At 65.7% G+C, this 12837-nt stretch carries 10 protein-coding genes; 5 read left to right on the top strand and 5 right to left on the bottom strand.

What is annotated here, in order from left to right:
- Positions 1-67: 67 nt before the first annotated feature.
- Both K2O50_RS12390 and K2O50_RS12385 read left to right on the top strand, forming a co-directional pair.
- Positions 68-1219, top strand: coding sequence for an MFS transporter (locus K2O50_RS12390; RefSeq protein WP_050705123.1), 1152 nt, complete (start codon positions 68-70; stop codon positions 1217-1219).
- Positions 1220-1234: 15 nt separating this feature from the next.
- Entirely contained in the window at positions 1235-1462 is a 228-nt protein-coding gene (locus K2O50_RS12385; protein WP_023630605.1) for a hypothetical protein, read from the top strand.
- Between the two features lie 77 nt (positions 1463-1539).
- Here the strand turns inward: K2O50_RS12385 and K2O50_RS12380 are convergent, their stop codons facing one another.
- The 5 genes from K2O50_RS12380 to K2O50_RS12360 all read right to left on the bottom strand — a co-directional run bounded on the left by K2O50_RS12380 (position 1540) and on the right by K2O50_RS12360 (position 7125).
- Positions 1540-2022, bottom strand: coding sequence for a copper chaperone PCu(A)C (locus tag K2O50_RS12380; RefSeq protein WP_050705122.1), 483 nt, complete (start codon positions 2020-2022; stop codon positions 1540-1542).
- Positions 2023-2631 carry an SCO family protein gene (locus tag K2O50_RS12375; RefSeq protein WP_050705121.1) on the bottom strand — a complete coding sequence of 203 codons (609 nt, stop codon included), beginning with the start codon at positions 2629-2631 and terminating at the stop codon, positions 2023-2025.
- Between the two features lie 306 nt (positions 2632-2937).
- Complete coding sequence (gene nfuA / locus K2O50_RS12370) at positions 2938-3522, bottom strand: Fe-S biogenesis protein NfuA (RefSeq protein ID WP_023630602.1); 585 nt, start codon at positions 3520-3522, stop codon at positions 2938-2940.
- A 57-nt stretch (positions 3523-3579) separates the two neighbouring features.
- Positions 3580-4614 carry an acyltransferase gene (locus K2O50_RS12365; RefSeq protein WP_050705120.1) on the bottom strand — a complete coding sequence of 345 codons (1035 nt, stop codon included), beginning with the start codon at positions 4612-4614 and terminating at the stop codon, positions 3580-3582.
- Positions 4615-4824: 210 nt separating this feature from the next.
- On the bottom strand, positions 4825-7125 hold the full coding sequence (locus tag K2O50_RS12360; protein WP_050705119.1) for a fatty acid cis/trans isomerase: 2301 nt from the start codon (positions 7123-7125) through the stop codon (positions 4825-4827).
- A 174-nt stretch (positions 7126-7299) separates the two neighbouring features.
- Between K2O50_RS12360 and metH the strand changes: the two genes are divergently transcribed.
- The 3 genes from metH (at position 7300) to K2O50_RS12345 (ending at position 12793) form a co-directional block, all read left to right on the top strand.
- A complete protein-coding gene (gene metH / locus K2O50_RS12355; protein WP_050705118.1) occupies positions 7300-11007 on the top strand; it encodes a methionine synthase in 3708 nt (1235 codons plus the stop codon).
- Positions 11008-11199: 192 nt separating this feature from the next.
- The gene (locus K2O50_RS12350) at positions 11200-12312 is read left to right on the top strand and encodes a saccharopine dehydrogenase family protein (RefSeq protein ID WP_050705117.1); all 1113 of its coding nucleotides are present in this window, start codon (positions 11200-11202) and stop codon (positions 12310-12312) included.
- Position 12313: 1 nt separating this feature from the next.
- The gene (locus K2O50_RS12345) at positions 12314-12793 is read left to right on the top strand and encodes a DUF2269 domain-containing protein (RefSeq protein ID WP_050705116.1); all 480 of its coding nucleotides are present in this window, start codon (positions 12314-12316) and stop codon (positions 12791-12793) included.
- Positions 12794-12837: the final 44 nt, after the last annotated feature.

Raw genomic sequence — 12837 nt, 5'->3', positions numbered from 1 at the left:
CGATAATAGCTCACGGCACAACGTCCCTACCATGAGCGCCCGTTTGTGCTGCAAGGCGTTCACTCCCATGCTTTCCCGCTCCTGGCTGGCCCTGGCCACCGCCCTGCTGATGTTTCCGCAAGTCGCCGAAACCCTCTACAGCCCTGCCCTGGTCTCCTTGGCCGAAGCATTCGCCGTCAGCGCTGCCCAGGCTTCGCTGACCCTTTCGCTGTACTTCGTCGCGTTTGCCGTCGGCGTGCTGGCCTGGGGGCGTGCCTGCGACCTGTGGGGGCGGCGCCCGGCCATGCTTGCCGGCCTGTTGCTCTATACCACCGCAGCACTGGCGGCGCTGCTGGCGGTCGACTTCAGCCAACTGCTGCTGGCGCGGATCGTGGCGGCCTTCGCCGCGGCGGTGGGCTCCGTGGTCACCCAGACCATCCTGCGCGATCGCCACGCCGGTCCTGAACTGGCCCGGGTGTTCTCGCTGATCGGCGTATGCCTGGCGCTCAGCCCGGCGCTCGGGCTGATCAGCGGCGCCTGGCTGGACCGGCTGTTCGGCTATCACGGTGTACTCGCCGGCCAGCTGCTGATGGCCGCGCCGCTGCTCGCCTGGACCTGGCGCGGCCTGCCCGAGACGCGCCCCGCCGCGCAGGCGACGCCCGCGCTCGGCCGAGTGCTGCGGCGCCTGCTGCATGACCGTCGCGTGCTGCTGGCCAGCGCCCTGGTGGCGGTGTTCAACATCAGCGTGTTCAGCTGGTACAGCCTGGCGCCGTTTGTTTTCGAGCGCCTCGGCGCCAGCCCGTGGATGGGCTACTCCGGCGCGGCGCTGGCGCTCGGCTCGCTGCTGGGCGCGCGCCTCAATGCACGACTGTTGCAGCGCGGGGTGGCCACGGCGCGCCTGCTGCGCCTGGCGTGCCTGCTCGACCTGCTGGCGGCGCTGGCACTGCTGGGGCTGGGCGACAGCCTGTGGACGGTGCTGGCCATGGCCCTGGTGATGTTCGCCTTCGCCATGGCGATTCCGCTGGTGCTGGGCTCGGCGCTGGTCGACTACGCCGACTGCCGTGGCACGGCGGGCGCGTTGTTCGGCTTGTTCTACTACCTGCAGATTGGCGCGGGACTGCTGCTGGCGGGTGCTTGCCAGGCTATGGGGGCGACGCTGTTTGTCTGTGCGCTGGCGGGCTGGGCACTGGCCATCGACTACGAGCAGCCTGGCCGGGCGCTGCTACACTCAAGGGGCTGAATGGAGGATCGCGTCATGTCCGAACGAGAAATCACCACGCTCCTGTCGCTGATGAGCCAGCGCCAGGCCTGCCTGAGCAGCGCCTGCAAGGAGATCGCCGACTGGATCGACCGCCAGGGCGATGTGCCCGCCGCCGGCAAGATCCGCGCCAGCCTGAAGGCGCTGGAGGCCGAGGATGCGCAGGTGCGCAAGACCCTGACCTCGCTGAACATCGAGCGGCCGCTGCCACGTTTTCGTAGCTGACCGCCGAAAAGCATCGCGGGTCAAGCCCGCTCCCACCGATGGCGTGGGAGCGGGCTTGACCCGCGATGGTGGCTGTATCAGTGGTTCATGTGCATATGGTCATGCCCGCCGCCGCTCTCGGCGTTGAGCGCGCGCACCGGTGCCTGCACCTGCAGGGTTTCCTTGGCGCCCTTGGCATCCTCGATGGTCAGGGTCAGCGGCACCTGCTCGCCTTCCTTCACTTGCTGGTTCAGGCCCATCAGCATCACGTGGTAGCCGTTCGGGTCCAGCTTCACCGCCTTGCCCGCCGGCAACTCGACCGACTTCACCTCACGCATGCCCATCACATCGCCGTTCATGGTCATCTCGTGCACCTGCACGGTCTTGGCCACGGGCGAGGCGACGCTCACAAGCTTGCTGTCGCTGCTGGCGGTCAGGGTCATGAAGGCACCGGTCGACTGCTGGTGCGGCACGCTGGCGCGGACCCAGGCGTCGCTCACGGTGGTCTGGGCGAATGCCGGCAGGGTCATGCCCAGCAGGGCCAGGGCGGCCAGGCCGCGTTTGATCGGTTGCATCGACATTCAGCAGATCTCCATCAGGGTGACCAGGTCTTCGGCGCATTCCTTGGCGTTCAGGGAATGACCCAGGCTCAGGCGCAGGGTGCCACGTGTATCGTAGACGTAGCTGGTGGACGAGTGAGAGATGGTATAGGTGTCGCCGGCCGGGACCTTTTCGTAGAACACCTTGAACTCCCGGGCCACCGCGTCGATTTCCTCGGGGGTGCCGGTCAGGGCGACGATCGACGGGTCGAAGGCCTTGGTGTAGGCATCGAGCACCTCGGGGGTGTCGCGCTCCGGGTCCAGGGTGATGAACACCGGCTGGAACAGCTCGCGGTCACGACCCCTGAGGATCTTCCTGATCTGGACGATCCGCGCCAGCGCGGTCGGGCAGACCGCCGGGCACTGGGTGAAGCCGAAGAAGATCATCGGCATCGAGCCGTAGAAGCTCGACAGGGTGCGCTCGTTGCCTTGAGTGTCCTTGAGCTTGAATTTGCGCCCGAGGATCTCGTTGCTCATGTTCTTGCCGTACTTGAAATCCAGGCCCCGGGCCGGGTTGCAACCCGCCAGCAGGCCAAGCCCCAGTACGCCCATCCCGGCGACTACCGCGCGCCGGGTCAACAGATCATTCATGGAACCATCCTTTACAGGGAAGGTGCCGACCCCTGGGATGGGCCGGCCAGAAAACCGGGGCATTCTGTCACGCTCCCCCCACACCATCCACCCGACATCCGGCCAATCGGGCTGCAGCCCTTTGTTTACGGGGCGCGACCGGTTGTCGCAGGGGTTGAATCAGTAACACTTTGTTGCTAGGGATCAAGGCACAACGCCTGAAAAGCAGCGCGGGCGGTGCGGCGTTCCGACAAGCCCGCTCCCACGCCGTGATCCAAGTGGGACCCAGGCGTGGGAGCGGGCTTGCCCCGCGATTGGAAAGCCGCCTTAGTAGTAGGCGTTTTCCTTCTGGCTGTGGTCGGTCACGTCACGCACGCCCTTGAGCTCCGGAATGCGCTCGAGCAGGGTGCGCTCGATGCCTTCCTTCAGCGTCACGTCGGCCTGGCCGCAGCCCTGGCAGCCGCCACCGAACTGCAGCACGGCGATGCCGTCGTCGACCACGTCCACCAGGCTCACGGCGCCGCCGTGGCTGGCCAGACCCGGGTTGATCTCGGTCTGCAGGTAGTAGTTGATGCGCTCGTTGATCGGGCTGTCTTCATTGACCATCGGCACCTTGGCGTTCGGCGCCTTGATGGTCAGCTGGCCGCCCATGCGGTCGGTGGCGTAGTCGACCAGCGCGTCCTCGAGGAACGGCACGCTGACCGCGTCGAGGTAGGCGGTGAAGCTCTTCAGGCCCACCGGCTGGTCGTCGGGCTTCTCCTCGCCCGGCTTGCAGTAGGCGATGCAGGTCTCGGCGTAGGTGGTACCCGGCTGGGTGATGAAAATACGGATGCCGATGCCAGGCGTGTTCTGCTTGGAAAGCAGATCGGCCAGGTAATCATGGGCGGCGTCGGTAATGGTTATAGCGCTCATGGAAGTTCCTCACAGACTTGCCGGCAGTGTACGCCAACCCGGCCCTCGAACAAAGTCCTAGCATTTGACTCGGGATAGCGCCAGGGCGGGCTCCCGGGCGCCACGCCCCGTGAGTCCGGCCTTGAGCCGCCCGTACAGGCCACGCTCCAGCCAGTGGTAGCTGAGCCACGACATTAGTCCGATTGACGGCACGCACAAGGCGAATACCAGATACGGGTTCAAGCGCAGGCGTTCACTGGCGAACAGGCCGCCGTACAGCACCAGGACATGCACCAGGTAGACCGAATAGGAGCAATCGCCCAGCACCTTGAGCACCCGATTGCCCTTGAAGAAGGGCTCCAGGGCGATGAACGCCAGCACCACCAGGGCGCTGGGCAGGCCCCAGTGCAGCAGACGTTGCGAGGCGTCCAGGTGGTACAGTGCATACCCCGCCACACCCAGCAGCCCCAGCGGCAGCCAAAGGCCTTGGCGAATCAGCCCACGGCGGTACAGCACGCCCAGTCCGATGCCCAGCAGAAACTCGTAGACGATGTCATTGCTGTAGAAGCGGCTGAGCACGCCGAGGCGGCCCAGCACCTCGCTGACCAGCAGCAGCGCCGCCGTCACCAGCAGCAGGTGATGGCGCTGGCGCACCAGGAACGCCAGGCCGAACAACAGGTAGAAGAACATCTCGAAGTTCAGCGTCCAGCCGACGTTGAGGGTCGGGTACAGGCCGTAGCCGCCCGGGTTTTCCGCCGGGATGAACAACAGCGACAGCAGCAGGTGCTGCCATTCGAACACCTGGTGCGGCATCCAGCGGCTGGCGACCAGCATCAGCGCGGCCATCAGCAGGGTGTAGAACCAGTAGGCGGGCACGATGCGCAGAGCGCGGTTGAGCAGGAACTGTGCGGGCGCGATGTCCTTGTCGCGGGTCGAGAGGTAGATCACCAGGCCGCTGATGACGAAGAAGATGTCCACCCCTACCGCGCCGCGATCGGCGAGCAGTTGGCCGATAGGGCCGGTGGCGTTGAAGTCGAAGAAGATCTGCATGAAGTGGTGGCAGACCACCACCCAGGCGGCGAATGCCCGAAGTGCCTGAAGCGAATACAGCATGAAAAACCCTGTGTTGACCGGTGCGTTGAGGCCCTTACGAGCGCGTTGCGCTCGTTCGCGGGTAAACCCGCTCCCACAGGTACTGTGCTCAACCCAAGGCCTGCACTATCCCTGTGGGAGCGGGTTTACCCGCGAAGGGCTGCAAGGCAGCCCCAAGGACCTGTTCACCGATTCCGACCGCAGCAGGCCTGGAAAGTCCCGGCCAACCGATCAGAGGTTCTCGTAGCGGTTCATGTCCAGCACCCCCGCCTCCACCGGTTCGGTCTGCTTGATGTAGCTGTTCAGGTCATGGAAGTAGCGCCAGAACTCGGGATGGCTGCGACGCACGCCCCAGCGCATGACGATGCGTTCGAACTTCGCCGTGTCGTCCCGCGCCGCTTCCATGTCCTCGACGAACTCCGGCACATCGGCCGCCGGGATATTGAAGATGAAGTTGGGGTAGCTGCTGAGCACGCCCGGGACCAGGGTCAGGGTGTCCAGCCCCGGCTGATAGCGGTAGGCCTCGCCGAGCAGGAACGCCACGTTGCTGTGGGCGCGGTTGCGCAGCAGGCTGTAGACCTGGCGCTGGCCGCCCTGCCCCTCGATGCGCAGCATGGTCGCCTCGGGCAACTGGCCGATCACCTTCAGGCCCGCGGCCGGGCGCGACACCAGGCGGCTCAGCGACTGCTCGACGTCGCGGAACTCCTGAGACAGGCCGGGTCGCGAGCAATAGGCGCCCTGGCAGCGGTTGATCGGGTCGGGCGCCACGTTCAGGCTGCCGGTGCGCTGCAGCAGCTGCAGGCCGAAGTCACGCTTGGGGTCGTGCTTGTCCAGCTTCAGCGCGCTCGGCGTGCTGGTGTCGATGTCCTCGTAGTCCATCCACATCTTCACCTTGCCACTGTTCTGGTACCAGTTGCCGAGGATCTCGCTACGCTTGCCGGCCGGCATCAGGCGCAGGAAGTTGACCTCGGCGCCATTGCGGATCAGGTCGAAGTACAGGCGTGTCTGCAACTGGTGAGAAACGTTGCCGAACACATCGAAGTTCACCGCCAGCTGGTAGTAGGTGCGCTCGAACAGCGGGTAGTCGAACAGCCACATCGTCAGCGGCACATCACCGATCAGGCCCTTGGTCACCGAGGCGCTGTCGAAGTGACGGAAGATGCTCAGCAGCGCGTTGTCGTTGCCGGCCCACAGGGTCGACCAGCTCGGCGCCGGTTGCTCGGCATAGGCCTCGCGGCGCAGCGCCTCGTACTCGTTGCGCTTGTCACGGTAGGCGTGCCACAGGCTCAGCACGCTGCCGACGTCGTCGATCTGCCCGGGCATGGCCAGCAGCGGCGTGGCCTCGCCCCGGTACTGGGCGTCGGTGATGTACAGGTCGTGGGCCGGCTCCTGGAACAGCGCCCAGAAGTTGTCACGGATCACGTCGGTGGCAATCTGTCCGCGGCATACCGGGCCGCGAATGAAGGTGCGGACGAAGTACTCGGCGTTGTCCAGCATGAACTGGTAGCGGGCCACCGCCGGGATCGCCTCGAAGGTCTCGAACGGGTTGGCGCGGTGGCGCGGACCGTAGCCGGGCAGCGACGAGGCATGCCAGTCGCCGCTGTAGAACAGCTGCTTGACCCGCTTGAGCTTCTGCGGCCCCATCGGGTAGGTGATGTGGGTCTTGTGGACGATCACGCCCTGCACCGGCATCAGCCGGTAGTAGAAATCGGTGCCCGGCGGGTCGTTGGGACGGCGGGTGGCGATCAGGTCCACCGGCTGGCCACTTGGCGTGCGCGAACGCACCCACTGGAAGAAGTGACCCGGCTCGCCGCCGACGAAGTGGATGTGCGCCAGGAACAAGTGCTCGTACAGCCAACGGCCGACCAGCGCCTCGGTCGAACCCGGGCGATTGAGCAGCTCTTCCCAGTCGGCGATCTGCTTGGCCTCTGCCGCGCTGGGCTGGATCGGTGTCTTCTCGACCGGAGCGCCTGCGGCCAACCAACGCTGCAGGGTCTGGTACTCCTGGTCGGTCAGGCCGGTGACCGCCAGCGGCATGCCCTCTTTGGGGTGGGCGCCGGCGTAGGCGTCGAACTCGTGGGGCAAAGGGCACATGTTGTTGCGGTTGAGCCCCAGGACGATCTCTTCGGGCAGCTTGGCATTGGGCGTGAGCGGGGTCTTGTGGCCCAGCTCGAGCATGCGCGCCATCAGCGCCGCCTGGCTGCCCTGCTTGTCCAGCACCGAGTAGAAGCCCTGCTTGCGCCAGCCGGCTTCGTCGCGGGCATCGTAGAACAGCCGCGTGGTGGGCACCGCCTGGCTGCGCTCGCCCTGGTAGACCGGCACCTTGGAAGCACCGCGCTCGGCGCCCTCGGCGCTGCCCAGGTTGAGCTGGCAGGCGGCGTCGTTGCAGGCGTGGCAGGCCACGCACTTCTCGGTGAAGATCGGTTGGATATCCCGGGTGTATGAAATCGTCGGGCTCGCTTGGGGGGCCTGCCCGAACGCCGCGCCACTGATGAGCAAGGCGAAGGCGCTGGCAAATATGCGATGCAGCATGTGCCGAATGTCCTGGTTACTTGAAGCCATCACGATGTGCCTGGCGGGTCCTGAGGTGTTGGGGGCGCCGCATCAACATGAAGGAAATTCATGAAAATCGGCGGTACGCCTAAAATCCGTGCAGCTTTGTTATTATTCGGCACCTTCTGATATTCGCCCGACCAGGTAGTTCCTATGTCCGACCGCAGCGCTCGTTACCAAGCACTCCAGAAAGCACTCAAAGAGCGCATCCTGATCCTCGACGGCGGCATGGGTACTATGATCCAGAGTTACCGCCTCGAGGAACACGACTATCGTGGCACGCGCTTCGCCGATTGGCCAAGCGATGTCAAAGGCAACAACGATCTGCTGCTGCTCAGCCGCCCGGATGTCATCGCCGCGATCGAGAAAGCCTACCTGGACGCCGGCGCCGATATCCTCGAGACCAACACCTTCAACGCCACGCAGATTTCCCAGGCCGACTACGGCATGGAGGCGCTGGTGTACGAGCTCAACGTCGAGGGCGCGCGCGTCGCCCGCCAGGTGGCCGACGCCAAGACCCTCGAGACCCCGGACAAGCCGCGCTTCGTCGCCGGCGTGCTCGGCCCGACCAGCCGCACCTGCTCGATCTCCCCCGACGTCAACGACCCGGGCTATCGCAACGTCACCTTCGACGAACTGGTGGAGAACTACATCGAGGCCACCCGTGGCCTGATCGAGGGCGGCGCCGACCTGATCCTGATCGAGACCATCTTCGACACCCTCAACGCCAAGGCGGCGATCTTCGCCGTGCAGCAGGTGTTCGAAGAGGACGACGTCGAACTGCCGATCATGATTTCCGGCACCATCACCGACGCCTCCGGCCGCACCCTGTCGGGCCAGACCACCGAAGCCTTCTGGAACTCGGTGCGCCACGCCAAGCCGATCTCCGTCGGCCTGAACTGCGCCCTCGGCGCCAAGGACCTGCGCCCGTACCTGGAAGAACTGGCGACCAAGGCCGACACCCATGTGTCCGCCCACCCCAACGCCGGCCTGCCCAACGCCTTCGGCGAGTACGACGAGACCCCGGCGGAGATGGCCGCGGTGGTCGAGGAGTTCGCCGCCAGCGGCTTCCTCAACATCATCGGCGGCTGCTGCGGCACCACCCCGCCGCACATCCAGGCCATCGCCGAGGCGGTCGCCAAGTACAAGCCGCGTGCGATTCCGGACATCCCCAAGGCCTGCCGCCTGTCGGGCCTGGAGCCGTTCACCATCGATCGCCAGTCGCTGTTCGTCAACGTCGGCGAGCGTACCAACATCACCGGTTCCGCCAAGTTCGCCCGGCTGATCCGCGAGGAGAACTACACCGAGGCCCTGGAAGTCGCCCTGCAGCAGGTCGAGGCCGGCGCCCAGGTGATCGACATCAACATGGACGAAGGGATGCTCGACTCCCAGGCCGCCATGGTCCGCTTCCTCAACCTGATCGCCGGCGAGCCGGACATCTCCCGGGTGCCGATCATGATCGACTCCTCCAAGTGGGAGGTGATCGAGGCGGGCCTCAAGTGCATCCAGGGCAAGGGCATCGTCAACTCGATCTCGATGAAGGAAGGCGTCGAGCAGTTCAAGCACCACGCCCGCCTGTGCAAGCGCTACGGCGCCGCCGTGGTGGTGATGGCCTTCGACGAGGTCGGCCAGGCCGACACCGCGGCGCGCAAGCGCGAGATCTGCCAGCGCAGCTACGACATCCTGGTCAACGAGGTGGGCTTCCCGCCGGAAGACATCATCTTCGACCCGAACATCTTCGCCGTCGCCACCGGGATCGAAGAGCACAACAACTACGCCGTCGACTTCATCGAAGCCTGCGCCTACATCCGTGACCACCTGCCCTACGCCCTGAGCTCGGGCGGCGTGTCCAACGTGTCGTTCTCGTTCCGCGGCAACAACCCGGTGCGCGAGGCGATCCACTCGGTATTCCTCTACCACGCGATCCAGAACGGCCTGACCATGGGTATCGTCAACGCCGGCCAGTTGGAGATCTACGATGAGATCCCGGCGGCCCTGCGCGAGAAGGTCGAGGACGTGGTGCTCAACCGCACCCCGCACGGCACCGACGCCCTGCTGGCGATTGCCGACGACTACAAGGGCGGCGGCGCCACCAAGGAAGTCGAGAACGAAGAATGGCGCTCGATGCCGGTGGACAAGCGCCTCGAGCATGCGCTGGTCAAGGGCATCACCGCCTACATCGTCGAAGACACCGAAGAGTGCCGCCAGCAGTCGGCGCGCCCGATCGAAGTCATCGAAGGCCCGCTGATGAGCGGCATGAACGTGGTCGGCGACCTGTTCGGCGCCGGCAAGATGTTCCTGCCGCAGGTGGTGAAATCCGCCCGCGTGATGAAACAGGCCGTGGCCCACCTGATCCCGTTCATCGAGGCCGAGAAAGGCGACAAGCCCGAGGCCAAGGGCAAGATCCTCATGGCCACGGTCAAGGGCGACGTGCACGACATCGGCAAGAACATCGTCGGCGTGGTGCTCGGTTGCAACGGCTATGACATCGTCGACATGGGTGTGATGGTCCCGGCCGAGAAGATCCTGCAGACCGCCCGCGAGCAGAAATGCGACATCATCGGCCTGTCCGGCCTGATCACCCCGTCGCTGGACGAAATGGTTCACGTCGCCCGCGAGATGCAGCGCCAGGACTTCCACCTGCCGCTGATGATCGGCGGCGCCACCACCTCCAAGGCGCACACGGCGGTGAAGATCGAGCCGAAGTACTCCAATGACGCCGTGGTTTATGTCACCGACGCCTCGCGCGCGGTGGGCGTGGCCACCCAGCTGCTGTCCAAGGAACTCAAGAGCGGCTTCGTCGAGAAGACCCGCCAGGAATACGTCGAGGTGCGCGAGCGCACCGCCAACCGCAGCGCCCGCACCGAGCGCCTGAGCTACGCCCAGGCCATCGCCGCCAAGCCGCAGTACGACTGGGCCGCCTACCAGGCCGCGGTGCCCGCCTTCACCGGCGTCAAGGTGCTGGAAGACATCGACCTGCGCACCCTGGCCGAGTACATCGACTGGACGCCGTTCTTCATCTCCTGGGACCTGGCCGGCAAGTTCCCGCGCATCCTCACCGACGATGTGGTCGGCGAGGCCGCCACGGCGCTGTACAAGGACGCCCGCGAGATGCTCGACAAGCTGATCGACGAAAAGCTGATCAGCGCCCGCGCGGTGTTCGGCTTCTGGCCGGCCAACCAGGTCGAACACGACGACATCGAGGTGTACGGCGACAACGGTGAAACCCTGGCCACCCTGCACCACTTGCGCCAGCAGACCATCAAGCCCGACGGCAAGCCGAACTGGTCGCTGGCCGACTTCGTCGCGCCGAAGGACAGCGGCGTGACCGACTATGTCGGTGGCTTCATCACCACCGCCGGCATCGGCGCCGAGGAAGTGGCCAAGGCCTACCAGGACAAGGGCGACGACTACAGCTCGATCATGGTCAAGGCCCTGGCCGACCGCCTTGCCGAAGCCTGCGCCGAGTGGCTGCACGAGCAAGTGCGCAAAGAGCACTGGGGCTATGCCAAGGACGAGCACCTGGACAACGAGGCGCTGATCAAGGAGCAGTACAGCGGCATTCGCCCGGCACCTGGCTACCCGGCCTGCCCGGACCACACCGAGAAGGAAACCCTGTTCCGCCTGCTCGACGGCACCGCCATCGGCGAGACCGGTCCGAGCGGCGTGTTCCTTACCGAGCACTTCGCCATGTTCCCGGCTGCGGCAGTCAGCGGCTGGTACTTCGCCCACCCGCAGGCGCAGTACTTCGCCGTGGGCAAGGTGGACAAGGACCAGATCGAGCAGTACAGCGCCCGCAAGGGCCAGGACATCAGCGTCAGCGAGCGCTGGCTGGCGCCGAACCTGGGCTACGAGGGCTGAATCCAGCCCTGCGTTGCCCCTCTGTGTAGGAGCGGCCTTGCGCCGCGAAAGGGCTGCGTAGCAGCACCAGGATCTCAATATTGATGCAAAGATCGCTGGGGCCGCTCTGCGGCCCTTTCGCGGCGCAAGGCCGCTCCTACAGGGAGATGTGAATCAGCCTTTCCTTCCAGACACATGCAAAAGGACCCCCGCATGTCTCGCAGAATCCTGGTGATCGGCGCCTACGGCAACTTCGGCCGGATCATCTGCCGCCACCTGCAGCAGATGCCCGCCGTGCAACTGGTGATCGCCGGCCGTAACGCCAACAGCCTTGCCCAACTGGCCACACAGCTTAGTGGCAGCGAACGCTGGTGCGGCGACGCCATGGCTCCCGGTTTTGCCGACGCCCTGCGCGCGCTGCGCATCGACTGGGTGATCCACACCGGCGGCCCCTTCCAGGGCCAGCCCTACAGCGTGGCCGAGGCCTGCATCGAGGCGGGCGCCAACTATTGCGACCTCTCCGACTGCCGGGTGTTCGTCAACGGCATCGAGCGCCTGGACGCCCGCGCCCGAGAAGCAAATGTCGCGCTGCTCAGCGGCTGCAGCTCAGTGCCCAGCCTGTCGTCGGCGATCCTCGACGAGCAGCGCCATCACTTCAGCCGCATCGAGCGCATCGAGCACGGTATTTCCTCCTCGGCGAAGATGCCCGGCCTGTCCACCATCGAAGGCGTGCTGGCCTACGCTGGCCGGCCGATCCGCCAGTGGCGCGACGGGCGCCCGCACGCCGTGGACGGCTGGCTCGGCCTGCAGCTGCGTCACCTGCCCGGCCTGGGCTGGCGCCTGTTGAACAACGTCGATGTGCCGGACATGGACATCTTCGCCGAGCGCTACGGCGCCCGTGACCTTGCATTCAAGGCAGGCTCCGGGCTCATGGCCGGCGGCCTGGCCAATGCCGCGCTGGCGTTGCTGGTCAAGCACGGCCTGGTGCGCGACCCGCTGCCCTGGGCGCGGCGCCTGCATCGCCTGGGCGGCCATTTCGAGCGCTTTGGCGATGGCATGAGTGCGATGTACCTGGATGTCCGCGGCCTGGACCTGCAGGGCCAGCCGCTGCGCCTGCAGGCCCAGGTCAGCGCCAGTGACGACAAGGGCCCGGAGATCCCCAGCTGCGCGGCGGTGGCGCTGATGGCCAGGGTGATCGAGGGCTACACCCCGGCCCCGGGCGCCCGCCCCTGCGTCGGCGAGATCAGTGTCGAGCAGTACCTGGCGGCCATCGGCGAGCCGGACAAGGTGCGCTACAGCGTCAGCTTCCAGCACGGGCGAGGCTGAGATGAGCTACCTGCTGCTCAAGTACCTGCATGTGATCGCCGCGGTGTTCCTGTTCGGTTTCGGCATGGGCTCGTACCTGTACCTGATCGCCGCGAACCGCAGCCACGACCCACGGGTGATCGCCGCCGTGGCCAGGATGGTGGTGCGCTTCGATGCCTGGATCACCACGCCCGCCGGGGTGCTGCAACTGCTGACCGGCTATGCCATGGTCAGCATGACCGGCATGCCGTGGTCCACGGGCTGGCTGCAGGGCGCGCTGCTGATCTTCTTCATGGTGGGCGCCCTGTGGCTGCCGGTGCTGCTGTTGCAGACACGCATGCAGCGCCTCGCAACCCAGGCCGTCGAGCATGGCACCGCGCTGGGTGAGGACTATCAGCGGTTGTACCGCCCCTGGCTGTGGATGGGGGTCGCGGGGTTTGCCGGTATGTTCCTGATCGTGCTGGTGATGATCACCAAGCAGGCACCGTGGCAATGGCTCTGATCCAGTCAAGAAAAAAAATTCTAAATACATAGCAAAAAATAATA

Source organism: Pseudomonas sp. 2hn (assembly GCF_019646095.1).
In the GTDB taxonomy this organism is placed as follows: domain Bacteria; phylum Pseudomonadota; class Gammaproteobacteria; order Pseudomonadales; family Pseudomonadaceae; genus Aquipseudomonas; species Aquipseudomonas peradeniyensis.
The sequence above is the reverse complement of the archived record's forward strand: the minus strand, read 5'-3'. Positions and strand labels throughout refer to the sequence as shown.